25 protein-coding genes are annotated in these 22,916 nt (G+C 42.4%); 8 read left to right on the top strand and 17 right to left on the bottom strand.

The genetic code is table 11. The features are described from left to right. Positions 1-40 precede the first annotated feature (40 nt). Genes H1R16_RS11095 through H1R16_RS11075 form a run of 5 tightly spaced genes read right to left on the bottom strand, consistent with a single transcriptional unit; the run spans position 41 to position 4,887 of the window. Complete coding sequence (locus H1R16_RS11095; RefSeq protein ID WP_181886482.1) at positions 41-394, bottom strand: hypothetical protein; 354 nt, start codon at positions 392-394, stop codon at positions 41-43. Positions 395-405: 11 nt separating this feature from the next. Next, positions 406-1,194 carry an acyl-ACP--UDP-N-acetylglucosamine O-acyltransferase gene (lpxA, locus tag H1R16_RS11090; RefSeq protein WP_181886483.1) on the bottom strand — a complete coding sequence of 263 codons (789 nt, stop codon included), beginning with the start codon at positions 1,192-1,194 and terminating at the stop codon, positions 406-408. Beyond that, a complete protein-coding gene (locus H1R16_RS11085) occupies positions 1,195-2,592 on the bottom strand; it encodes a bifunctional UDP-3-O-[3-hydroxymyristoyl] N-acetylglucosamine deacetylase/3-hydroxyacyl-ACP dehydratase (RefSeq protein ID WP_181886484.1) in 1,398 nt (465 codons plus the stop codon). Then, complete coding sequence (gene lpxD / locus H1R16_RS11080) at positions 2,585-3,616, bottom strand: UDP-3-O-(3-hydroxymyristoyl)glucosamine N-acyltransferase (protein WP_181886485.1); 1,032 nt, start codon at positions 3,614-3,616, stop codon at positions 2,585-2,587. Before lpxD ends, H1R16_RS11085 begins: the two co-directional genes overlap by 8 nt. Before the next feature lie 59 nt (positions 3,617-3,675). Continuing rightward, the gene (locus H1R16_RS11075) at positions 3,676-4,887 is read right to left on the bottom strand and encodes an HD domain-containing protein (protein WP_181886486.1); all 1,212 of its coding nucleotides are present in this window, start codon (positions 4,885-4,887) and stop codon (positions 3,676-3,678) included. A 211-nt stretch (positions 4,888-5,098) separates the two neighbouring features. Between H1R16_RS11075 and porX the strand changes: the two genes are divergently transcribed. From porX to H1R16_RS11050, 5 genes are all read left to right on the top strand, one after another. Then, positions 5,099-6,643: a T9SS response regulator signal transducer PorX gene (porX, locus tag H1R16_RS11070; RefSeq protein WP_181886487.1), complete on the top strand. Its 1,545-nt coding sequence runs from the start codon at positions 5,099-5,101 to the stop codon at positions 6,641-6,643. A 217-nt stretch (positions 6,644-6,860) separates the two neighbouring features. Further along, positions 6,861-7,658 (top strand): helix-turn-helix domain-containing protein, encoded by a 798-nt coding sequence (locus H1R16_RS11065; RefSeq protein WP_181886488.1) that lies wholly within the window; start codon positions 6,861-6,863, stop codon positions 7,656-7,658. Positions 7,659-7,953: 295 nt separating this feature from the next. Beyond that, the gene (locus H1R16_RS11060; RefSeq protein WP_181886489.1) at positions 7,954-8,301 is read left to right on the top strand and encodes a type II toxin-antitoxin system RelE/ParE family toxin; all 348 of its coding nucleotides are present in this window, start codon (positions 7,954-7,956) and stop codon (positions 8,299-8,301) included. Then, positions 8,288-8,578: a helix-turn-helix domain-containing protein gene (locus H1R16_RS11055; protein ID WP_181886490.1), complete on the top strand. Its 291-nt coding sequence runs from the start codon at positions 8,288-8,290 to the stop codon at positions 8,576-8,578. Before H1R16_RS11060 ends, H1R16_RS11055 begins: the two co-directional genes overlap by 14 nt. Positions 8,579-8,873: 295 nt before the next feature. Continuing rightward, on the top strand, positions 8,874-9,110 hold the full coding sequence (locus H1R16_RS11050; protein WP_182035765.1) for a hypothetical protein: 237 nt from the start codon (positions 8,874-8,876) through the stop codon (positions 9,108-9,110). A gap of 138 nt (positions 9,111-9,248) precedes the next feature. Here the strand turns inward: H1R16_RS11050 and H1R16_RS11045 are convergent, their stop codons facing one another. Together H1R16_RS11045 and H1R16_RS11040 are read right to left on the bottom strand one after the other, a co-directional pair. Continuing rightward, positions 9,249-9,749, bottom strand: a complete 501-nt coding sequence (locus tag H1R16_RS11045; protein ID WP_181886492.1) for a GreA/GreB family elongation factor — start codon at positions 9,747-9,749, stop codon at positions 9,249-9,251. Between the two features lie 17 nt (positions 9,750-9,766). After that, entirely contained in the window at positions 9,767-10,051 is a 285-nt protein-coding gene (locus tag H1R16_RS11040; protein ID WP_181886493.1) for a hypothetical protein, read from the bottom strand. 955 nt (positions 10,052-11,006) lie between these two features. Here H1R16_RS11040 and H1R16_RS11035 point away from each other — a divergent pair. Then, a complete protein-coding gene (locus H1R16_RS11035) occupies positions 11,007-11,669 on the top strand; it encodes an alpha/beta hydrolase (RefSeq protein ID WP_181886494.1) in 663 nt (220 codons plus the stop codon). A 61-nt stretch (positions 11,670-11,730) separates the two neighbouring features. On the opposite strand, the gene H1R16_RS11030 is transcribed toward H1R16_RS11035, so the two are convergent. Then, a complete protein-coding gene (locus H1R16_RS11030; protein WP_228451047.1) occupies positions 11,731-12,846 on the bottom strand; it encodes a pseudouridine synthase in 1,116 nt (371 codons plus the stop codon). Between the two features lie 839 nt (positions 12,847-13,685). Between H1R16_RS11030 and aroB the strand changes: the two genes are divergently transcribed. Together aroB and H1R16_RS11020 are read left to right on the top strand one after the other, a co-directional pair. Beyond that, positions 13,686-14,726 (top strand): 3-dehydroquinate synthase, encoded by a 1,041-nt coding sequence (gene aroB / locus H1R16_RS11025; protein ID WP_181886495.1) that lies wholly within the window; start codon positions 13,686-13,688, stop codon positions 14,724-14,726. Between the two features lie 327 nt (positions 14,727-15,053). Then, positions 15,054-15,677, top strand: coding sequence for a porin family protein (locus H1R16_RS11020; protein WP_181886496.1), 624 nt, complete (start codon positions 15,054-15,056; stop codon positions 15,675-15,677). 51 nt (positions 15,678-15,728) lie between these two features. Here the strand turns inward: H1R16_RS11020 and purF are convergent, their stop codons facing one another. The 9 genes from purF to H1R16_RS10975 form a co-directional block, all read right to left on the bottom strand. Beyond that, positions 15,729-17,219, bottom strand: coding sequence for an amidophosphoribosyltransferase (purF, locus tag H1R16_RS11015; protein ID WP_181886497.1), 1,491 nt, complete (start codon positions 17,217-17,219; stop codon positions 15,729-15,731). 18 nt (positions 17,220-17,237) lie between these two features. Further along, a complete protein-coding gene (purC, locus tag H1R16_RS11010; protein WP_181886498.1) occupies positions 17,238-17,957 on the bottom strand; it encodes a phosphoribosylaminoimidazolesuccinocarboxamide synthase in 720 nt (239 codons plus the stop codon). A gap of 40 nt (positions 17,958-17,997) precedes the next feature. Beyond that, positions 17,998-18,696, bottom strand: a complete 699-nt coding sequence (locus H1R16_RS11005; RefSeq protein ID WP_181886499.1) for a DUF3307 domain-containing protein — start codon at positions 18,694-18,696, stop codon at positions 17,998-18,000. Next, the gene (locus tag H1R16_RS11000; protein ID WP_181886500.1) at positions 18,693-19,301 is read right to left on the bottom strand and encodes a SatD family protein; all 609 of its coding nucleotides are present in this window, start codon (positions 19,299-19,301) and stop codon (positions 18,693-18,695) included. The genes H1R16_RS11005 and H1R16_RS11000 overlap by 4 nt, the downstream gene beginning before the upstream one ends. 106 nt (positions 19,302-19,407) lie before the next feature. Then, the gene (locus H1R16_RS10995; protein WP_181886501.1) at positions 19,408-19,836 is read right to left on the bottom strand and encodes a DoxX family protein; all 429 of its coding nucleotides are present in this window, start codon (positions 19,834-19,836) and stop codon (positions 19,408-19,410) included. 55 nt (positions 19,837-19,891) lie between these two features. Then, on the bottom strand, positions 19,892-20,767 hold the full coding sequence (gene era, locus H1R16_RS10990) for a GTPase Era (RefSeq protein ID WP_181886502.1): 876 nt from the start codon (positions 20,765-20,767) through the stop codon (positions 19,892-19,894). Positions 20,768-20,834: 67 nt separating this feature from the next. Beyond that, a complete protein-coding gene (locus tag H1R16_RS10985) occupies positions 20,835-21,602 on the bottom strand; it encodes a class I SAM-dependent methyltransferase (RefSeq protein WP_181886503.1) in 768 nt (255 codons plus the stop codon). Further along, on the bottom strand, positions 21,602-22,411 hold the full coding sequence (gene map, locus H1R16_RS10980) for a type I methionyl aminopeptidase (protein WP_181886504.1): 810 nt from the start codon (positions 22,409-22,411) through the stop codon (positions 21,602-21,604). Before map ends, H1R16_RS10985 begins: the two co-directional genes overlap by 1 nt. Positions 22,412-22,415: 4 nt before the next feature. Next, on the bottom strand, positions 22,416-22,847 hold the full coding sequence (locus H1R16_RS10975) for a BT0820 family HAD-type phosphatase (protein ID WP_181886505.1): 432 nt from the start codon (positions 22,845-22,847) through the stop codon (positions 22,416-22,418). Positions 22,848-22,916 lie beyond the last annotated feature (69 nt).

Raw genomic sequence — 22,916 nt, 5'->3', positions numbered from 1 at the left:
AGTTTGTAAATTATTGTACATTTTGTGTGTGGTGGACTGACTATTTGTCCAAAATCTGTATTTGGAGGAGCTGTCGTGCGGCTGGCACGTGTTCAACCGTTGCTCTGTTAGGGAAAGCCGGCATAAAGTTTTCGATATGCTCGCCAACAAACAGACTGCGGTTCAGGGTGTTAAAGTTGTAGGTATTTCGGTTAAGTTCTGAAACATTTAAAGCGGTTTCGGACACATAATATGAACTGAAACTGCTTTCTATAAAGTTTTTTTTTGCGAAGTGTAAAACAGTATTGACATTTTTTTTCGCCAGTGAATCGTTTGCCGCTTGCGTCATTAAAGATAACTGCTGCGAAAAAGCGAAAACCGGTAAAAAGAATAAAATGAATGCTGTTTTTTTCATTGGTATACCACTTATTCTTTTCCCGTTCCGTAACCCTTTACGATTCCGCGGGGCGAATTTTTAATGAACTCCAGGATTTCGTCACGCTCCACGGTGGGCAACATTTCCTTCTCAATAAGACTTACGGCCTGTGACACGTTCATCTTCATCTGGTAGAGGTAGCGGTAAATCCTCTGAATTTCAAAAATCTTCTCATTGGTGAATCCCCGTCTTCTGAGGCCAACAGAGTTGATACCGGCGTAGGACATGGGCTCGCGCGCCACTTTGATATACGAAGGGATATCCTTACGCACCAAAGTACCACCCGAAATCATGACATGCTTCCCTACTTTTCCGAACTGGTGAATGGCTGAAAGTCCGCCAACTACCGTATGATCACCAATTTCCACATGGCCGGCAATACCGCAGCCATTAACAATGATAACGTTATTGCCTATTATGCAGTCGTGCGCAATATGGGAAGTTGCCATAATCAGACAGTCTTTTCCCAGCTTAGTATAGCCGAGTGCTTTAGTACCTCGGTTGATGGTCACCGATTCGCGGATGGTAGTACCGTCGCCAATGATTACCTGAGTATCTTCGCCATCAAACTTAAGATCCTGCGGAACAGCAGAAATTACAGTTCCGGGAAAAATGCGGCAGTTCTTTCCAATGCGTGCGCCATCCATGATGGTCACGTTGGGTCCGATCCAGGTACCTTCACCAATTTCTACGTCACCCGCGATTGTTGTGAAAGGTTCAACAATCACATTTTTCTTTATTCTTGCCCGCTTATCTACGGCTGCTAACTGGTGAATCATCTATGTGGGTGTATTTTTAGCTACCTGAGCCATTAACTCTGCTTCCACCACAATACTGTCGCCCACATAACCGAAGCCCTGCATATGCACGATGCCGCGTCTTATCGGCGAGATCAGGTCAATCTTGAAGATAATAGTATCTCCGGGAATAACTTTCTTCTTGAATTTCACCTTATCTATCTTGATGAAGTAGGTGGAATAGTTTTCCGGATCGGGTACGCTGGCCAGGACCAGGATACCACCGGTCTGGGCCAGAGCCTCTACCTGAAGTACACCCGGCATCACCGGTTCCTTGGGGAAATGTCCTACAAAAAAATGTTCGTTAAAGGTTACATTCTTTAATCCTACAACATGCGTATCCGAAAGCTCCAGAACCTTGTCGATCAGCAGGAATGGGTAACGGTGTGGCATCAGCTTCATGATACCGTTAATATCAAAAACAGGTGGTTTATGGATGTCGAAATCCGGCACGTTTTTCTTGCGCTGCAGTTTCCACTGACGGTTCAGTTTCTTGGCAAACTGCGTATTTACAAAATGTCCGGGCTTATTGGCAATAACTTTTCCCTTAAGTTTTACACCAACCAGAGCCAAATCACCGATCACGTCCAGCAGTTTATGTCTGGCCGCCTCATTGGGATGATTCAGGGTCAGGTTATCCAGAATGCCGTTTGGCCTTATGGCAATATCGTCTTTATTGAATGCTTTCTTAAGTTTTTCGGCAGTATCTGAGGTAAGCTCTTTATCAACATACACTATGGCATTGGAAATATCGCCGCCTTTAATAAGTCCGGCATCCAAAAGCATTTCCAGCTCATGGAGGAAACTAAAGGTACGGCTTGAAGCTATTTCTTCCTTGAAATCGGAAATATCCTTCAGGGTAGCATTTTGTGTTCCCAAAACTTTGGTACCGAAATCCACCATAGTGGTGACTTCGTAATTATCCGACGGGATCATCGTAATTTCGGAGCCTGTAGCAGAATCTACATAGGAGATCACTTCTTTAATCACCAGATATTCGCGGGCAGTTCCCTGCTCCTCGATACCTGCATTTTCAATAGCTTCTACAAAAAATTTAGAAGAACCATCCATAATAGGCGGTTCGGCACTGTTCATTTCCAGGACAGCATTATCTATATCGCAACCTACCAATGCTGCCAGAACATGCTCGCAGGTATGGATACGCACTCCCAGTTTCTCCAGCGTGGTACCGCGGTCGGTAGTAGTCACATGATTCACATCTGCCTCTACGTGCGGGTGGCCTTCCAGGTCTGTACGTACAAAAACAAAACCGGTATTTTCCTTTGCCGGTTTAATGGTTAGTGTAACTTCCTTGCCTGTATGTAATCCCTTGCCGGACAGAGAAACCTCCTCTTTCAGGGTTTTTTGCATATCACTCATTGGATTGTTCTTTTGAGTTATTTTCAAGATTATTAATTCGTTTTATGATATCGGTGAAGTTGCGGAAGTGCACGTAATTGCGACGGTAATCCCCGGCGTTGATAGCTGGCGAGCCATAAAGGACTTCACCGTCCTTCGCATTGGAGTTCACACCGCTCTGTGCCTGCACTCTCACTTTATTTCCGATATTGATATGGCCTACAATTCCCACCTGGCCACCAATCATATTCCAGTCACCAATAGTTGTAGAGCCTGCAATTCCGGCCTGCGCCGCAATCACATTATTTTTTCCGATGTTCACATTATGAGCAATCTGGATCAGGTTATCGATCTTCGTACCGCGTCCGATGATGGTAGAACCGATGGTACCACGGTCTATGGAGCAGTTGGAGCCAATTTCAACATCGTCTTCAATAACCACATTACCCAATTGGGGAATCTTGGAATAACCGTCAGCAGAAGGCTGGAAACCAAAACCGTCGCTTCCGACCACTGTATTTGCATGAATGGTGCAGTTATCGCCCACCACTGAATAATCGTAAATACGGACACCACTGTCTATGCGGCAGTTTTCGCCGATCTTCACATTTTTACCGATATAGACCTGCGGATGAATCTGAGAACCCTTCCCGATCCGGGCTTTTTCTGAGATATAGGTAAAGGAACCGATGTAGACATCCTCGCCGATGACAGCTGTTTCATGGATATTGGAGCCCTGCTCAATGCCGGACTTCCTACCGCGCATCTGCTCATAAATATTCATCAGCACCTGAAAGGACAGGTAAGCATCCTCCACCGCAATGATTGTAGGAGCATAGTTTTTGTCTGAAAGAAGCCGTTCTGTAACGACAAGGACCGAACAGGCGGTAGTTTCCAGATAGGGTGCAAACCTTTCCTGCGCTACAAAGGACAAATGGCCTTTTTCACCGCGTTCTATGGGAGAAACACCGGAAATCAGCGCATTCTCGTCGCCGATTATTTTTCCGTCAATAAAACCCGCAATCTGGGAGGCTGTAAATTCCATATCGTGCAAAGATAATAAAATCCCGAAAAGGCTACTGTTCCGGAACTAATTTATTTACCTTATAAGCCCCGCGGGAAGGAGAGGATATAGCGCGTGGTAGGTTCTGCTATGAATGAGGAAAGAATCTGGCCCTCAAATTCATTCAGCAGCATTCTGCCACCGGTTTTACCAAGTAAGAAGATAGGCTGCTTTACCGGATTGTAGGGCAAAAGACTGCGTGAGATCTGATGGACCAACTTATCGCCGCAATCGATACCCAGACTGTAGTTTGCGGCCTGAACTTTTTCATCAATAAATTCCTGCGAAAAGGGTGTGGAAGATATTATAGTCTTTGGAAACTTACGCTTCATAAGCGCGGTACAGTAATACGACAGTACAAAATCATCGGCATCCTGCCAGAGTTTCATGGCAGCAACGAGATCGGTATCATCCAGTTCGGTGAAACGGCTGATATCTTCCTCAGTCGCACTCTCGAACTGGTTTTTATAGAGGAAATAAGCAAGATTTCCGGACGCAGGCAGCTTCACCCCTTCCAGCACCAGCTGTTTTGCACGCTGCATGATTTTCACCAGAAGGAATTCGGCCAGCGCCGCGGTTTTATGGTAATACACCTGCCAGTACATAAACATGCGGGCGGTAAGATAGTTCTCAACCGAATAAATACCCTTATCATCAATCACCAGTTCATCACCAGACACGTTCATCATGGAGATGATTCGCTGCGTGTTCACATTACCTTCAGACACGCCCGTATAAAAACTATCGCGTTTCAGATAGTCCAGCCTGTCCACATCCAGCTGCGAGGAGATCAACTGATTAAAGAACCGGCGGTGGTAATTGCCTTTAAACATTTCAATTGCTGTATCCAGCTGCCCGCCAAGTTCAGTATTCAGTTTTTCCATCAGCAGCAGCGAGAGTTTCTCGTGATGCCAGTTATCCATCAGCATACTTTCCAGGGCGTGCGAAAAAGGTCCATGCCCAATGTCGTGCATCAGAATTGCGGCCATAGCCGACTGCTCCTCCTCCTTTGAAATTTGTACTCCTTTTAATTTCAGGGTTTCCAGGGCTGTAAACATCAGATGCATAGCACCAATGGCGTGGTGAAAACGCGTGTGGGTAGCTCCTGGAAATATCAGGTTCAGGAGTCCGGTTTGCGAAATCCGCCGCAGGCGCTGCAGGTAAGGATGTTCAATGATATCGAACAGGAGTTCGTAGGGAATTTTTATAAATCCGTGTACCGGATCGTTGATGATTTTAAGTTTGTTCTGCATGAAGCCTGAAATGTAAAGCCCAAAGTTAGGGATTTGTACTGAGAGCTGCCGGAACTGGAATATCCGCTTAATCACCATAAGTTACATTAACTGAACTTTAACGTTCCAGCCAAAAAATTTGGGCAAAACTTATGAAGCTTTGGTCGTATTTTTGAAGCTTGTAAACAATACTAATGCCGGCATCCGGCTATAAATAAATCTACCCAATTTTATGTCAGGAAAAATACTATGGATTGATGATGAAGTGGACTTACTGAAACCTCATATTGTCTTTTTAGAGAATAAAGGTTACAGCGTTACTCCTGTAAACAACGTGAATGATGCCCTGGAGCTCATTGACAATGAAAATTTTGCACTTACTTTTTTAGATGAAAATATGCCGGGAATTTCCGGTTTGGAGGCTATACCCATGATCAAACAGCGGGATAACGCGATTAAGATCGTTATGGTAACCAAAAGTGAGGAAGAGCATATTATGGAAGAAGCCATTGGCTCGCAGATCGCAGATTACATCCTGAAACCTGTGAACCCCAGTCAGATCCTGCTTTCACTGAAGAAAAACCTGCAGGAAGACGAATTGGTAGAGCAGCGCACGATCCAAAGCTATCAGCAGGATTTCCGCCAGCTGTCGATGGAACTTTCCTACGTAAGGACCTATGAAGAATGGGCCGAATATTACAAGAAAATCCTGAACTGGGAAATCCGGTTCGACAAGGTGGCCGATAATGAATTTGCCGACCTGCTGCAGAGCCAGAAAGAGGAAGCCAATATCCAGTTCGGCAAGTTTATCGAGAACAATTATGAAGAATGGCTGCACGGTGCCGACAAGCCCATGATGAGCCACACCGTTTTCAAGGAAAAAGTAAAGGCAGAGGTGGAAAAGGACAAAGTCCTGCTGCTGATGATCGATAACCTGCGCTACGACCAGTGGAAAATGATCGAGCCGCTCTTCACCAAGTTCTATAACAAAACCTCCGAGGATTACTATTACAGCATCTTGCCCACCGCTACCCAATACGCGCGGAATTCATTTTTTGCGGGTCAGCTTCCTTCGGAAATTGAAAAACGCTTCCCGGACAAGTGGTTTAACGATAATGAAGACGGCAACAAGAACGAGCATGAACGCGAATTCCTGGAAGACCAGATGAAACGTCTGGGCCTTTCATCAAAATCAATGAAATACCTGAAGATCCTGAACTCGGATTTTGAGAAAAAGGTTCTGGAGGAATTCAATCAGCATAAGAACAACGACCTTTTGGTGATCGTTTACAACTTCATCGATATCCTGAGCCATGCCAAAACCGACAACCACATCATCAACCAGCTGATACGTGACGATAAGACTTTCCGTTCGCTTACCTATAACTGGTTTGAGAACTCATCCTTACTGAAGATTGTTAAACTGGCGGCAGAAAGCGGATTTAAACTGGTGATCACGACCGACCACGGAACCATTTATGTGAAGAAACCCAGCAAGGTGGTGGGTGACAGGGAAACATCAACCAATATCCGATACAAGACCGGGAAAAGCCTGACGTATGAAGACAATGACGTTTGGGCCATAAGCAATCCGGAGAAACTGTTCCTGCCTAAGGGAAACCTGAGCTCCAAGTATATTTTCGCAAAGAACAATATGTTCCTGGCTTATCCGAAGAACTACAACCATTATGTAAACTATTATAAAGATACGTACCAGCACGGCGGCATTTCACTGGAAGAGTGTATCGTACCGTTCAGCATATTGGAGCCCAAATAATTTTTTTTTCATAGTTTATTTGATTTTTGGGCTCTTGGGCGGAGGAAGTTTTTACTTCTTCCGCCTTTTTTTGTTTTCAACAGGAAATGCAGCGCGGTGAAGTAATTATATTATATTTGGTAAAATAAAGTATAATGATGCAACATTAACCGGTTGGATTTGTATGCTTTTGGTGTGCCTATAAGTAAGTGATGAGCGATTTTAAAGTAAGAACAATATGAACAAAAAAGTATTTATGGTAATGCCTTTTTCAAACAAAGTTGCAAAAGATGCTTACGACTACTCAGTTAAGAAAATATGTGACAAACATAATTTAGAGATAAGAAGAGCGGATGATATCTTCTCAACTAAGCCAATTTATGACGACATTGTTAAAGAAATAAAGGATGCATCAATAATCATCGTTGATATTTCAGACAATAATCCAAATGTGTACTATGAATTAGGGATGGCGCATACATTAAAACAAAATCAAACAATCATAATTACACAAGGAGAATATAATAAGACACCATTTGATATTGCACACTTTAGAATTATTAAATATGAAAACTCAATTGAAGGAAAAGAAAGTTTAGAAAGACAACTTGATCTTACATTAAAAACATTATTGACTGATTACAAAGCCATAAATAGAAAAACGTATGAATTAATTTTCAGTGTTTTAGTGGCAGGTAAACGACAAGACCATTTAGCGACAATTTTGGGGATTAGAGATTTCAAAGGAGTTGTAAAGTCAACTGACCGTTTAGATATGGAATATGGCGATGCTGAAAAATTGAGTACACAAAGGACATCGGTACAAAACAATATAAGCACACTGCATAAATTAGGTTATTTATCAGTTGATAATGAAATTGTAAATTTAACAGAAGAAGGTAAAGCATTTGCTGAGATAGTAGAAGTAAATGGAATTAAATGCTATAGTTTTAACGGACAAACATTTGAAGAAAACTATATTTCATTTGCTGAAAAATGGAAAAAACAAGATGCTGATAAGGAAAACCGCTTATAATAAGCAAGCTTTCGTTAGGCTTGAAAAGCCAACAATGAAAGCCCGTTAGATCCTTCGCTGCGCTCTGGACAGGCTCACCTTCGGAAGCTTTTCAGCGGAATTTCAGCAGTCTATGGAGTATTTGTTTTTACATTTTGGAAACCATCGTTGCATTCACACGATGTTTTTCCAACTGCCGCCTTTGACACATTCCGTTTCGGAGCAAAATAATATCGGCCCAATATACACTTCGTCAGAACTTAAAAAGCCTCATAAATATTTGGAATAAAGTAAACTAATTAGTTAACTTTGTTATGTGGCAAGAGAAATTATTTTCTTCGGGGACAATGTAATTGACTTTTATAAATCTCAGGATTCAAAAGTTCAGTTAAAAATTGAATATGTTTTGGATCTGGTTCGCTTTGAAAGGCAGATTCCAATCAAGTTCTTTAAGAAACTGGAAAGTACGGATGGAATTTATGAAGTTAGAATAATTACATCACAGAAAAGCATTCGAATCCTATGCGTCCAGGATGAAGGAACATTGGTGATTTTGACAAATGCTTTCGTTAAGAAAACCCAAAAAACTCCTAAAAATGAGATCAATCTTGCAGAGAATTTGAAAACGGAATATTTAAAACAGAAAAAAGATGAAAGACGTTAAAACTTTTGATGAACTCCTTGACGAGAAATACGGTAAAAAAGGAAATAATGAAAGAGATCAGTTTGATGCGGATTCTCTTGCATTCAGATTAGGCGTTATGTTGAAAGAAGCGCGGATTGAAGCGAACTTAACTCAGGAAGAACTTGCCGAAAAAACAGGGACGAAAAAAAGTTATATTTCCAGAATAGAACGTGGACTAAGTGATATCCAAATTTCTACCTATTATAAATTGATTGAACTTGGATTAGGGAAACATCTTAATATTTCAATTGGATAAAAGGCATAAACCGATGGAAGCGCCAGTTCAGGATCTATTTCGAGAAGCGGGGGGGAAAGCTGGGCGGTCATTATGAGCAATTAACATGAAAATAGGTGACGTTTTTAAAATAAAGACTAACATAGGTTTCGGATACTTACAGTATGTGGAAACAGATAAATTAGGAATTGATCTTGTACGGGTTCTGGAACCGATATCAGCAAATGGAGAAATAACCTAAGCTGGCGTGGATCAAACTGAAAGATGGAATATTGGATTCCCTTTGAAGACAGCCGTAAGGAGAAAAATTGTGGAAATGGTTGATAATTTTGAAATTCCTAAAACATTTATCAACTCTGAATTTGCTCGCAGTGAATACAATATCCGAGGAGAATTTCTTGGATGGCATATTGTACATAAATCAACTCTTAAGAGAGAACTAAAGTCAGACCTGGATGAGAAGAACTTAAAACTATCACCACACGGAATAATGAATGACAGGTTGATGGTCGAACGACTGGAACAGAACTGGAGATTAGAAAACTGGAAATAACTGCTCCTAATAATACTTAAGCTTCACTCCATTCCGCTCCCCCTGGGCCCGTTTTGTCTGAAACACACGAATCCGAAGGTGAGGCAAACCGAAGATTTCACAGAGATTCACAGTTTGAACTTACGGTAACTTTCTACGTTAATACGTCACCTCCACAATCTTAAACTCCTTCTCCCCTTTTTCAAGTTTCAGTTTTGCAGTTTCGCCCACTTTTCGGTCCATAAATATCTTCGCAATGGGCGAGGTAAATGCAATTTTTCCTTTGGCAATATTGGCCTCGTCTACACCTACGATCTGATAGTGCTGAATTTTTGGATCTGAATCTTTCGTAAAGAACACCTCCGCGCCGAAACGTACTTTGTTTTTTGGCTGCTTTGAAAGGTCTACCACTTTCGCGCTGGAGATGCGGTCATTGAGCAAGTCTAATTTGGCATTGATGAAATTAACGGTGATGCGCTTTTCGTTTTCATCTGAAACTGCAAGTGTGTCGCGCTCATGAATTAGCTGATCGCGTTCTGCAAGTAACTCTGCGTAACCTACCTCAGTAACGTAATTCACCATGCCGGCGGGTAAGTCGGCACGCGGCGGAACCATTGGCAAATCTTCCTGATCGCTTTCCTTTACAAAACCTCTGCTCATAATACATTCTTTTAAATTCAAATTGATTTCCATCTTCGCACTAAAATATAAAGTGCGGCAACGGCCCAAACCATGGTGAGCGTCACAATGAAAACCGTGTAGATATTGCTTAAGGAATAGTCGTCAACAAAAAATATACCTGTTACAAATAGGATCAGTCCTGAGATTAACATACGTGCAATAAACTTCTTCTCTGTAGTTCCGACCGCTCGTTGAAGCTGGTTTTTTGACTTTAACAGATACGACAGGGTGAAGATTCCAAGAATTAGTTGAATCCAGTAGAAGTATTGTGGCAGTTCCATGGTGACTGATTACAGTTATGTTACCTGCTAAGTTAAAAATATATGTCTAAGATCCTAACTTTTTCGTAATATCGCTCAGGACTCTGCCCTAAAAAAAGAAAAATAGTAACGGAAAATTTAATATCTACGAGTACCCGGGCAGCAATGAAATGGCTGCAGAATATCTTCAGGCCGTTTTGGACGGGTGAATGAGAAGCGAGTTACCGCAGCCAATGGGAATCCTAGATTGAAAATAGGACATAAATAAACAGATGAAAGAAATATATTCAAACAGGATTTTCAACTATATAGTCTTGTTAATATCTGTCTTAGGTATTATTGATACCTATATTAGCTCAAAAAGTGAAGTTGACTCCTTAAACATCGCTTTACTCAATATTGTTCTGATAGTTTTGCCGGGCTTGTCTGCTTTATCATTTTTTGTAAAAAGACTGAATACTGAGATTTACTCAAGGCTATTTATAGTCGGCAGCATAATTATGTTACCACTTTCAATTTATTACACTTTCCTTTCTGATTTAATTTTATATTCTTTTAGCAGAACATATCTAATATCAAACCCCATAATTCTAGCGAACTTACTAATTGGCATCATACTCTTCTATTATTCACTAAAGTTTTCTAAGCTTGCTAAAGTGCAAAGGGAAAGTGAATATGGAGCAATAATAATGATTTTAGGAATTTTTCTGTTGTTACTAATCATATCAAAATCTTTAGATCAAGAGCCGATCCAGGTAGTACAGTATATTATCGGATTACTACTGAGTGCAGGAATTACTTTTATAGGAAACAGATTGAGGCTCAAAAAGCTTAGATTGAAAACTGCAGTCATCACCACAATTTTAATAACTTTAATAATTGTCGAAGTGACTTGATATGCAAATGCAGTTAAATATCCTAAACTTCACAATCTATTTTAAAAAATAATTCTGTTAAACTTAAATCTAAAGGAATTTTGACAAAAGAAATATATCTGTTCAGCGGATTGGGTGCAGATGAAAGAGTTTTCCAAAAGCTGGACTTTTCGGGTTTCCACATAACGCATATAAAATGGATCGATCCACAAGGGCCGGAAACAATTGAAAGCTATGCATCCAGGATTATTCTGCAAATAAAAACAGTTAAACCAATTCTGATCGGACTGTCCTTCGGGGGAATGATGGCTGTGGAAGTGGCAAAACAAATCGACACCGAAAAAGTTATCTTAATCGCATCTGCAAAAACAGGAACGGAAATACCATTTTACTTCCGCATAGCCGGACAACTCAGGCTGCATAAACTCCTATCTGAAAAACTTTTAAAAAGGCCTAGCTTTTTCATAAACTGGATGTTCGGAGCAAATTCGGAGTCTGAAAAAAGACTTTTAAAACAAATCCTTGCAGACACCGACGGGACTTTTCTAAAATGGGCAATTGACAGTATCACCCGATGGAAAAATTATACATCCACAAAAAATGTGTTTCATATTCATGGAACACACGATAAAATATTACCTGATTGGTTTGTTAAATGTGACGCAAGAGTGAAAGATGGTGGGCACCTGATGACGCTTAATAAAGCTGAAGAAATAAACAGCATACTACATCAGCAACTGAAAAATTTCAGGGGAGCGCCATAATTCCTTCAACCAAAAAAAATCCGCCTAAAAGACGGATTTTATTATTTCTACAAAAAGTGTTTTACAGCATTTTAAGGTTATTCACCTCCAGGTCTGTAAGGATGCGCCAGTGACCACGTTTGATGTTTTTCTTGGTCAAGCCTGCAAACATGACACGGTCCAGCAACTCTACTTCGTATCCGAGTTTATGGAAAATACGTCTTACAACGCGGTTCCAGCCAATGTGCAGCTCGATGCCAATCTCATTCTTCGGCTTACCTTCAATATAGGAAATGCTGTCTATTTCGGCTATGCCTTCTTCCAGACGGATTCCTTCAGCAATGGCGTTAAGGTCCGCACGGTCCAGTTTTCTGTCCAGCGTAACGTGGTAGATTTTCTTGGCATTGAATGAAGGGTGCGTAAGTTTCTTCGTCATGTGCCCATCGTTAGTAAGGAGGATTACCCCTGTTGTTGAACGGTCCAGTCGGCCCACTGGATGTACTTTGTAGGGCGAAGCATTGGCCACGAGGTCCATTACGGTTTTCCTGGCCTTCTCGTCCTTGGTGGTGGAGATGTATCCTTTAGGCTTGTTCAGCAGTACATAAACCGGTTTTTCCGGCGTAATACCCTGGCCGTCAAAGACTACTTTATCGGTTTTCTGCACCTGGTAGCCCATTTCGGTCACTACCTGGCCGTTCACCTGCACAAGTCCCTGCTCAATCAGTTCGTCGGCTTCCCTGCGGCTGCAGATTCCACTGTTGGCGATATATTTATTAAGGCGGATGCTCTCTTTCGGAACTTCCTTGGATATCTTTTCAAGTCTTCTTTTCTGTACAAAGGTGCGGGTTCTTTCGGCATCGTCATTTCTGTTGATGATCTTACGGCCCAACTCTTTACCGGCAGTATTTCCACCTCTTTTGGCGGCCGGCATACGTTCAAAATTGCGGACTTCACCCTGAGTGAAAAGTCGGGGTTCGCGCGGCTGCTCCAGTTTGGAAGTTCTGGATTTACCGGCACGCGGCTGGGATTTGGCTCCCAATGTATCTGCTTTCGGCGTACGGGGTTTGTCGGCGCCTGAAGAAGGTTTTGATGCTCTTGGTTTATCGGACTGGGGCGCGCGAGATTTACCTGCACCGGATGATGATTTGGAACCTCCCGGTCTTTGGGATTTTCCTGAATTGCTGTTATCGCGGCTCATATTACTAAAAAATTTACGCAAAGATACGGTTTTTTGGGTTGAGGTGGTGAGTGGTGAGTGGTGAGTGGTGATTGGTGATTGGTGGATGGTGATTAGTGATTAGTTAATGCGGAGACAGGTGTTACGGGAGCGGGTATAGGTTTGGGTTGAATGTGACAAGCTTTGGTATTCTAAAACTCACTTTTTCCTTTTTCCTTTGTTCTGTCGGTGCGTACTATGCTTTAAGCTTTATGTCTTCTAACTGGGACAAAACCCAGAAAACCCACTTTTTACTTTTTACTTTTGCCTTGAATCTTGGCTCCTGGCTCTCTGCATTCAGCTCTGTGCTCTCAGCTTTCATCTAACCACAAAGTTCACAAAGTCTTTCTCAAGGAACACAAAGAAAGCCGCAAAAAATCTCCACGGCCCTATCTTTTTTCTTTCCTCGTTCTTCTTTCCTCTTTCTTCCAAACTTTTTACTTTTAACTTTTGCCTTGGCTCTTGATTCTTGATTCCTGGCTCTAACCTCCTAACCACTTTTGCCCTTTTTCTTTTTCCTTGGTTCGGGCTGTACGCACCATGCTTAAGCTTTATGTATTCTAACTAGAGAAAACTCATAAAACTCACTTTTTACTTTTGCCTTGGCTCTTGGGCAGGCTATAACCAATACGCTTTAAGCTATACGCCCTGCTGTCAAAGAGCAAACGCCTTAAAGCTCACTTTTTACTTTTGCCTTTTTACTTTTTACTTTTTCCTTGGCTCTTGGCTCTTGGTTCTTGATTCTGAAATCTGACATCTGACATCTGACATCTGAAATCTCCCATCTAAACTCTAATCCCTAAATTTGCCAAAAAAAAACAATGCTCACCTTCGCTGATACCGATTTCTCACAACTTAACTCTACTCTGGAAAAGCTGAAGCCTTCCAAAATCTTTATTTTGGTCGATGAAAATACGCATGAGTATTGCCTGCCTACCCTCCTTGGAAACATGGAAACCACTGTACCTTACGAGATTCTGGAGATAGAACCCGGCGAAGAGATGAAAACGCTGAACACGGCTGCGCAGCTTTGGGAAGTCCTGGCCGAATTTGAAGCCGACCGTAACGCGGTACTCATTAATCTGGGCGGCGGAGTAATCACCGACTTGGGCGGTTTCATAGCTTCAACTTACAAACGCGGCATCCGTTTCATCAACATACCTACTACTCTATTAGGCATGTGCGACGCTTCAATTGGCGGCAAAACAGGTATAGACCACGGCTTTATCAAGAATATCATCGGGACCTTCGCGGAACCTGAGTTGACTTTGATTTTCCCCGACTTTCTAAGGACATTACCTTTCGAGCAATTAAGAAGTGGTTTCGCCGAGATGCTGAAGCACGGACTAATTGCGGACAAACAGCATTGGGAACACTTAATAACTCTGCCAGAATTGAAAGCGGAGCAACTCTATCCGTATATCCGCCGTTCCTGCGAAATAAAATTGGATGTGGTGAAGGCTGATTTTCATGAAAAAAACATCCGAAAAACCCTGAACTTCGGACATACAATAGGCCATGCAGTAGAAAGTCTCTTTCTGGAAACGGGAAAGCCAATTCTACACGGCGAAGCGGTGGCCTTGGGAATGATCTGCGAGACACGGCTTTCACTTTTGCAGGGATTGATCAGCGAAGAAGACGGTGAGGCCATTATCCGGAATATCTGTAAATTTTTCCCACAAATATCTCTTGAAAACATCAGCCACGAGCAGTTGTTAACCCTGATGAAGTCTGATAAAAAGAACTCTCACGGCCAAACCAACTTTTCATTGGTAACTGCTCCCGGCACTTGCAGCTACAACGTATCCGTTAAGGAAGATAACATTTGTAATGCTTTGCATTATTATCAAAATTTGTCCTGATTTTTACGCATTTTGGCAGGCAGTCCATCATTTTAAAGGTGTTAAAATAAAGACTGCCAAAGCAATATATCATTCTGATTTCCAATACTTTATATTTTCTTTTTTTTAAACTATTGTTTAATTTAACACCTCTCCATCTTTATTTGGCACAGCGTTTGTGTACTTGGTATCCGTGAACAACAAATAGGAACTCCAGTAATAGTGCAGGTTTATGAAAATTGTATAAGTTATTTCAGCAATTGTATAACAAACCAGCTTACATAAATTACAAGCATTATAAAATTGGCAAAAATTTAAGAAAAATTAAGACAATTAAAATTAAAAGTTATGAAAAAGTTATTTTTAAGTGCAGCCGTGGTAATGAGTACATTAACATTTGCACAGCAGTTTGGTGTTAAAGCGGGTATGAACGTTTCTTCATTATCTGAGGATTCAAACCTAAGTGACCAGGGATCTAAAATTGGATTCAACGCAGGTGTGTTTGCTAACATTCCAATCGCAGCGAGCTTTTCCGTTCAGCCAGAGTTGATCTATACGCAGTATGGTGAAAAATATGACTACACTGTTCCTTCAACAATTATTACTGACGAAACAAGATATTCCGGCGCAACGCACCTGGACTATGTAGCTCTTCCTGTTATGCTGCAGTACAATGTTACTCCATCTTTCTACCTTGAAGCAGGTCCAGAATTCGGACTGTTGGTTTCAGCTAAAGACAAAGCTAAGAACGAAACTACTGGTGAAACATTAGCAGAGTCAGATAACTACAAAGACAGCCTTAACGGTTTTAACTTTGGAGCTGGTATCGGAGCTGGTTACTTCTTCACACCTAACATCGGTATTACAGCAAGATATGTTGCTGGATTTACAGACATCTATAAAGATGGTCAAAACTCCGGTGATGCAGTTAAGAACAACGTCTTCCAGGCTGGTTTGGCTTACAAATTCTAAGCATACCACTTAAGCAAATAAAGAAAGGTTGAGAAAATTCTCAACCTTTTTTTATTCGTCTGTGTAATCGGAACTCGGTCCGGGCGGTACAGGATATACTTCAGTAAAGCAGCCAAAGCAGTGGTTGCTGCTTCCAAGCAATACTTTAAGGTTATCCATGCTCAGGAATTCAAGTGAATCTACACCTAAATAATCTCGTAATTCGTCCTTAGTCATATTGGCAGAGATCAGATCATCCTTAGACGGCGTATCTATCCCCAGATAGCATGGAGCAATAATTGGCGGCGAAACACTTCTGAAATGGATTTCTTTCACCCCGGCATCTTTCATTATCTTCACCAGTCGCTTGGAAGTGGTCCCACGAACGATGGAGTCGTCAATGATCACTACCCTCTTCCCTTTTATTTCGGAGATGATTGGATTCAGTTTCAGGTTAACGATCCTTTCGCGCATTTCCTGAGTGGGAACAATGAAACTGCGGCCAATATATCGGTTTTTAATCAAAACAGGACGGAAAGGTATTCCGGATGCCTTGGAAAAACCAATTGCCGCCGGTACACCGGAATCCGGCACTCCAATTACGATGTCTGCCTCAACCGGCGCCTGCTCCCAGATTTTCTCACCGGAGCGTTCACGGATCTCATGAACATTGATGTTCTCCAGCAGGGAGTCGGGTCTGGCAAAATAAATATATTCGAAGGCACAGATCCTGTTTTCACAGTTTTCCTTAACAAGGAAAGATTTCAAACCGGTCTCATTCTCACTTGTATATACAATTTCACCCGGCAGGATGTCGCGTAAATACTGTGCACCTACGGCATCAAGTGCCACAGATTCGGAAGCGGCCACGAACGTTTTTTCGTCTATCGCACCCAGAACCAATGGGCGGATTCCGTTAAAGTCGCGGAAAGCGAAGAATTTATTACGTGTCATTCCTACCACGGAGTAGGCACCTTCAATCTTCTCCATGGTTGCCTTTATGGCACCTCGCAGACCCAGATCCAGATTTTTCTGGATAAGCCTCAGGATTACTTCTGAATCCGAAGTAGCACGGAAAACCACCCCTTCGGCCTCCAGTTCCTTCTTAAGAATTGTGGCATTAGTCAGGTTTCCGTTATGTGCGATTGAGAGCACAATCTGGTCATATTCATTTTTGGCGAAGAAAGGTTGGTAATTGTATTTTTTCTTGTCGCCGGCAGTTGTATAGCGGTTATGGCCGATGGCCGAGTTGCCCATAAACATTTCAGGATCGCGGATTTCCTTGTACACATCCAGTACAAGACCTTCGTCCTTAATGTTTACAATCTTGCCATTTTTCATTACGGAGATACCGCAAGCCTCCTGACCTCTGTGCTGCAGGGCAAAAAGCCCAAACTGCGAAAGTGAAAAGGTATCCAGATCGGTATCTGAGTAAATGCCGAAAATTCCACACTCCTCCGATGGGGCATCAAAAGGGTCTTCAGCCTTCAGCAGGTTCCTGCCATAGGTCCTTTCTTTAAACTGCGCTAGGTAATCTTCCTTAAACTGTTGTAATTCTGTCATTTTTATAAGCTGAAATCTCTATTTATCCAGCACTTTTTTCAGTCGTTCATAAATTTCTACGTACGCCTCGGTCACCTCGCCCAAATCACGGCGGAAACGGTCCTTGTCCAGCTTCTTCATTGTATCCTTATCCCACAGTCTGCAGGTATCCGGTGAAATTTCATCAGCCAAGATAATGGTTCCGTCGGCAGTTTTCCCAAGTTCGATCTTAAAATCAACAAGTATGATATTCATTTTGTCAAAAAGTTCAATCAGTATTTCATTGATGCGCGCCGTAAGCGTGTACATATCCTTAAGTTCCTCATAAGTTGCTGCACCCAGAAACACTGCGTGGTGGTCGTTGATAAGCGGATCTCCCAACTCATCTTTCTTGTAGCATATATCGAAGATGGTCACAGGAGACTTAATGCCTTCCTCCACACCTAAGCGCTGCGCCATGCTGCCTGCCGAGTAGTTACGGACCACCATTTCCAGCGGAATGATATCAACCTTCACCACAAGCTGCTCGCGCTCGTCCAGTTTCTTTATGAAATGGGTTTGGATTCCTCTTTCATTCAGATATTCAAAGATCAGCGTGGTAATGGCATTATTCATCTCGCCTTTCAGATCCACATTACCGCGTTTTTGGGCATTGAATGCCGTGGCATCGTCCTTAAAGCGTACAACTACCTGCTCCGGATTGTCGGTAGCAAAAACCTGCTTGGCTTTGCCTTCGTATAACATTGCTCCTTTTGTCATCTTTCTTTTACTCTTTATAATTGAACTTAACTTTTCTTATTTACATTTTAACCAGCACACCGGTCAGTACCGCAATCCCAAAACTCAGTAAGGTTCCTACCAATACATATTCTGTAAGCTTACGCTGTTTGGCTTCTGCCAGATCACTGAACCTGAAAACCGATTTTGCGGCAATCATAAAACCAACGCCTTCCCAATGATTTACTACAATGAAGGTGAAAACTAACAAACGTTCCAGGATACCTATATATTTCCCGGCATTGACCAGGCTGTCCGTCTGCACTTTACCATGTTCCATGGCTACTGGTGTCCAGGCGGAAAGCAGGGTCCTGATCAGGATAGAAACAGGTGTGGTAAGAAATACCGCACCGGTAAGGAATATCAGTGTTTGAGGACTCATGAGAAGCTTCATATCCAACTGGTCCGTAGCTGCACCCACTCCCAGGATGACCATCACATGCAGTGCCTGATCTGTGATGAACCAGCTTTTTTTGGTAGTAGCTTTCTGCAGATGGAGTTTCAGTGCATCTATAATAAAATGGCTTCCTCCCACAAGCACCGCGATCCACCAGAGATCCAGGTCCCAAAGGAAAAGCATACAGAGTCCGGTATGGATCAGCGTATGAAGATAGAGGTATGGACTTGCGGTTTTTTTTGCTTCTTTATGAGCAACCCATTTGGTAGGCTGTAAGATAAAATCTCCGATAAGGTGAGCCAATATGAGTTTAGTGAGTATCATGCCTTTAGTTCCGAAATTCGTTTGCGAAAAATCCTGTCTGTCTGCATAATCAGGTCATAGTTTGCGCGCTTCAGCCGCTGACTGACTGATGACTGGGAAACATTAAGCTGCTGAGCCACTTCTTCCTGATTCAGGTTATTGTCTTTGATGAAGATCTGAACAATCGCGGCCGATACTACAGACCAGCTGTCCAGGCTTGAATTCATCCATTTGAAGGTAATGTTCATCACCTCATCAAAATCCGGAAAGTCTGAGGCAATACTTAGTGTAATTTTCTCGGCTTTAATCTTCTCGAAAGTACGTCCGGAATGTACGAATGCACTACCGGTGGACTGCGTTACTTTTGGCGCCTGGAAATCCTGGTTACCTATCCCTATGGAAAGACGTACATCCAGTCCAGGTATACTTTTGATACGTGATTTTATTTCGATGGCTTTGCTGAAAGAATCTGCAGCATTGTGCAATAGTAATTGAAATTCATCGCCACGGTAGATTTCCCAATTTTCGCTGTTTTCCTGCCCGAAGACGCCGCGCAGCGCATGGTGCCAGGTTTCGGACGGGATACTTTGAGATTTGATGATGTCTCCGGTGATAACCGCTTTCATGATTGCAAAGATACCACAATTAAATCAGCAGGCAAATATAAATTCATTTGCTTATAAACAGGATTATTAGTGATATAGCTTATATCAAGAACAAAAAATATTTTTCTTACCAGGCAGTTTCACGCCGGCGTTCCAGCATACTGTCAATGGAATAGCGGCCGGGTCCGAAAGCAAAAAGCATCAGATATACAGACAGGTAAATAAGACTTGCCTCGCGCTTGGGAAAAGGATCAGCACTGTGTACAATAAGCCCTGCTATCGCCATTGTAATTATAAGCAGAAAAACAGCTGGACGGCTGAAAAGGCCGAGGATAATGAAAATGGAACCTACAAATTCTGCAATCACAGCCAGTATCAGGGAAAAACGTTCGCCAAGACCCAGAAAATTGAAGAACTGAATTTCCTCTCCGGACGTAAGCTGCATCAGTTTGGGGAAACCATGCGAAATCATGGCAAAACCAATAAATATCCGCACCACTAAAAGTACTATATCTGCAATAAGTGGGTTTACTTTAACTGAACTGAAATAATTCATACAAATTAATTTACGTCCAAATGTAACGAAAAAAACCCGTTAAACCTTAGCGCAGTTAGCGGTACCCGAAGTTCTTCAGGTCGCGGTCATTCTTACGCCAGTCCTTTTTCACTTTTACGAAAAGATTAAGATGAATTTTCTTTGAAAAGAATTTTTCCAGATCCAGTCTGGCCTCAGTACCTACTTTCTTGATGGCATCACCCTTATGACCTATAATGATTCCCTTCTGTGTATCGCGTTCCACATAAATAATGGAATCGATGAAAATAATACCTTCCTTTTCCTTGAACATTTCAGTTACAACTTCCACGGAGTAAGGGATTTCCTTTTCATAGTTCAGGAGGATTTTCTCACGAATGGTCTCATTTACAAAGAACCGCTCAGACTTGTCAGTATACTGGTCTTTGTCATAGTAAGGTGGATTTTCCGGAAGCAGGGATTTTAGTTTTGGCAGAATGACATCTGTGTTGAAAGCCTTCAGTGCAGAAATCGGGAGGATTTCAGCCTTTGGGATCCGCTCATGCCACTGCTGCATGATTCTTTCCAGGTCTTCCTGGTTGGACTGGTCTATCTTGTTAATGAGAATAAGTACCGGAACGGGAATTTTGTTGAGTTTCTCTACCAGAAATTCAAACGGCTCCGTTTTATCAAGGATATCTACGATGAAAAGGAAAACGTCGGCGTCCTGAAGGGAATCCTTCACAAAATCCATCATCTTTTCCTGCAGACCGTACTTGGGATCCAACACGCCGGGTGTATCTGAAAATACAATCTGAAGATCCTCTTCATTATAAATTCCAAATATCCTGTGACGCGTAGTTTGCGCTTTCTGAGTAACAATAGAGAGTTTTTCGCCCATCAGCTGGTTAAGCAGCGTGGACTTTCCGGCGTTTGGTTTGCCTACAATATTTACAAATCCTGCTTTATGCATTCAAATAAAATTAAAAAGTTTAACCGGAACAGAACGTCCCGACCACAAAGGTAATGATAACAATTGACTACTTTTTATAAACCACCGGCAGAATTTCATTCTCCATCAGCCCATATTTTTTCCGGTCAGCTTCTGAAAATGTCCTGGAGTAAAAATTGACCTCTACTTCAAATCCTACACTTTCCAACCTTTGGAAATAATCCATTCCGTACCAGCGTACATGGTCATACTGCCCGAAAAGCCGCTGCCTCTCCTTAGGATCCGTAACAGAAAAATCTTCATAGGTTTCCTGCAGCGAGGTCTTCATAGGTACCTGCAGAATTCCCCATCCGCCTTTCCTCATTACGCGGTATAGCTCACTCATTGCTTTGCGGTCATCCTGAATATGTTCCAGAACGTGGTTGCAGAAAACGATATCATACGATTCATCTTCAAAAGGTAAATCCAGAATGTCGGCTTTTACATCTACAATCGGGGAAAACAGATCTGCGGAGGTGTAGTTCAGATTCTTCATCTTTTTAAACCTTCTCAGAAAGTCCTGTTCGGGAGCAATATGAAGAACTTTATAATTTTTACTGAAAAAATCGGTCTCATTCTGCAGGTACAGCCACATCTGACGGTGCCTCTCCAGACTCAGCGTGCCCGGCGAAAGTGCATTTTCACGCTGCCTGCCATAACCGTAGGGCAGGAATTTGCGGTACGACCTTCCGTCGATAGGATCAGTAAAACGGGACCCTTTGAAAAAAAGATAGATGAACGGCCTGAAAAAGACACTCAGATTTATGAGCACCGGCCGCGGAATGCGGTTCAGAAGAATTTTAAAGATTTTCTTCATTAAAAATCCAAAGTAAAACGGTCCTCCTCATCACTTACAATACCAAGCGCTTCGTAAATGTATTTATAGGTCGATAGTAAAACAGGCTTTCCTGCAATAACACACACATCATGCTCAAAATGTGCAGATGGTGACATATCCAGTGAAGTTACCGTCCAGCCGTCATCGTGAAATTTCACTTTCTCCGTACCCATGTTTACCATTGGTTCAATGGCGATTGCAATGCCGTCTTTAATGACTTTTCCGCTGCCTTTGCGTCCGTAGTTGGGAACCTGAGGATCCTCATGCATTTTTCTGCCAAGTCCATGGCCTACAAGTTCGCGCACAACTCCGTAACCGTGCTTTTCGCAGTGCTGCTGTATGGCGTAGGAAATATCGCCGATACGCTTACCGCGAACACACTGTTCAATGCCTTTGTACAGTGATTCTTTGGTCACTTGAAGAAGTTTTTGTACTTCGGGCGCTACCTCGCCTACCTCAAAAGAATAGGCGTGGTCACCATAGAAGCCGTTCATAAACACGCCACAGTCTACAGACAGGATGTCGCCTTCCTTAAGCGGCGTATCATTTGGGATACCGTGTACTACCTCGGCATTAGGAGATATACAGAGGTTCTTGGGGAAACCGTACATTCCAAGGAACGCGGGTTCGCCACCATTGTCGCGGATATATTCGCCGGCAAGTTTATCCAGGTGATTGGTTGTAGCGCCGGGTTTTATTTCTTTTGCCAACAAACCAAGGGTCTTAGAAACCAACTGAGCACTCTCGCGCATCAGCCTCAGTTCGGGAAGGGTTTTCAGATGAATCATAGTATTACCAGAAAAGGCCTTTTTTCTTGTCTTTTTTAATTTTTGAATATGCCAGCACTTCTCCACCATCCACACGGAACTCAATCCGCTGATTGATGATGTTGTAGATTTCGCCCCAACCCGGGAATCCGCCCAGGTTCCTATCATCTATAAACAGGTCTGCATCAATTTTCCGGGAAGCATTTTCACTGTCGAATATCTCACCTTCAAAACTGGAATTAACAGCGTAAAACTCCACGCCGTTCTTTCTGCAGAACTCTACAGCTTCCTCCAGGGATTTACCGTGTCTGTAGGTCCAGAGTATGAGGCGATAACCCTCTGACTGTAGTTTCTTAAGGGTTTCAAAAGCGAAAGTCTTTGGCTTACCGATGCCGGGATAGGCATCATCAACCACGGTACCGTCAAAATCTATCGCAAGTTTTTTATTGTTAAGCATTATAAATCTTAGTTATTTAAGAGTGCAAAGATATAAAAAGAGCCGGGAAAAATCCGGCTCGTATGTCTG

This window comes from Marnyiella aurantia, assembly GCF_014041915.1.
Lineage (GTDB): Bacteria > Bacteroidota > Bacteroidia > Flavobacteriales > Weeksellaceae > Marnyiella > Marnyiella aurantia.
The sequence above is the reverse complement of the archived record's forward strand: the minus strand, read 5'-3'. Positions and strand labels throughout refer to the sequence as shown.

Bases quoted from the DNA above. Each gene is read 5' to 3' on its own strand.
- H1R16_RS11045 (WP_181886492.1), bottom strand. From the start codon at position 9,749: ATGAGCAGAGGTTTTGTAAAGGAAAGCGATCAGGAAGATTTGCCAATG.
- map (WP_181886504.1), bottom strand. From the start codon at position 22,411: ATGATTCATCTGAAAACCCTTCCCGAACTGAGGCTGATGCGCGAGAGT.
- H1R16_RS11000 (WP_181886500.1), bottom strand. From the start codon at position 19,301: ATGAAAGCGGTTATCACCGGAGACATCATCAAATCTCAAAGTATCCCG.
- H1R16_RS11030 (WP_228451047.1), bottom strand. From the start codon at position 12,846: ATGAGCCGCGATAACAGCAATTCAGGAAAATCCCAAAGACCGGGAGGT.
- H1R16_RS11055 (WP_181886490.1), top strand. From the start codon at position 8,288: ATGAAAGACGTTAAAACTTTTGATGAACTCCTTGACGAGAAATACGGT.
- H1R16_RS10975 (WP_181886505.1), bottom strand. From the start codon at position 22,847: ATGCTTAACAATAAAAAACTTGCGATAGATTTTGACGGTACCGTGGTT.
- lpxA (WP_181886483.1), bottom strand. From the start codon at position 1,194: ATGATTCACCAGTTAGCAGCCGTAGATAAGCGGGCAAGAATAAAGAAA.
- H1R16_RS11005 (WP_181886499.1), bottom strand. From the start codon at position 18,696: ATGATACTCACTAAACTCATATTGGCTCACCTTATCGGAGATTTTATC.
- purF (WP_181886497.1), bottom strand. From the start codon at position 17,219: ATGACAGAATTACAACAGTTTAAGGAAGATTACCTAGCGCAGTTTAAA.
- H1R16_RS10995 (WP_181886501.1), bottom strand. From the start codon at position 19,836: ATGAATTATTTCAGTTCAGTTAAAGTAAACCCACTTATTGCAGATATA.
- H1R16_RS11075 (WP_181886486.1), bottom strand. From the start codon at position 4,887: ATGCAGAACAAACTTAAAATCATCAACGATCCGGTACACGGATTTATA.
- aroB (WP_181886495.1), top strand. From the start codon at position 13,686: ATGCTCACCTTCGCTGATACCGATTTCTCACAACTTAACTCTACTCTG.
- H1R16_RS11050 (WP_182035765.1), top strand. From the start codon at position 8,874: ATGGTTGATAATTTTGAAATTCCTAAAACATTTATCAACTCTGAATTT.
- porX (WP_181886487.1), top strand. From the start codon at position 5,099: ATGTCAGGAAAAATACTATGGATTGATGATGAAGTGGACTTACTGAAA.
- H1R16_RS10985 (WP_181886503.1), bottom strand. From the start codon at position 21,602: ATGAAGAAAATCTTTAAAATTCTTCTGAACCGCATTCCGCGGCCGGTG.
- H1R16_RS11085 (WP_181886484.1), bottom strand. From the start codon at position 2,592: ATGAGTGATATGCAAAAAACCCTGAAAGAGGAGGTTTCTCTGTCCGGC.
- lpxD (WP_181886485.1), bottom strand. From the start codon at position 3,616: ATGGAATTTACAGCCTCCCAGATTGCGGGTTTTATTGACGGAAAAATA.
- H1R16_RS11095 (WP_181886482.1), bottom strand. From the start codon at position 394: ATGAAAAAAACAGCATTCATTTTATTCTTTTTACCGGTTTTCGCTTTT.
- era (WP_181886502.1), bottom strand. From the start codon at position 20,767: ATGCATAAAGCAGGATTTGTAAATATTGTAGGCAAACCAAACGCCGGA.
- purC (WP_181886498.1), bottom strand. From the start codon at position 17,957: ATGACAAAAGGAGCAATGTTATACGAAGGCAAAGCCAAGCAGGTTTTT.
- H1R16_RS11020 (WP_181886496.1), top strand. From the start codon at position 15,054: ATGAAAAAGTTATTTTTAAGTGCAGCCGTGGTAATGAGTACATTAACA.
- H1R16_RS11040 (WP_181886493.1), bottom strand. From the start codon at position 10,051: ATGGAACTGCCACAATACTTCTACTGGATTCAACTAATTCTTGGAATC.
- H1R16_RS11065 (WP_181886488.1), top strand. From the start codon at position 6,861: ATGAACAAAAAAGTATTTATGGTAATGCCTTTTTCAAACAAAGTTGCA.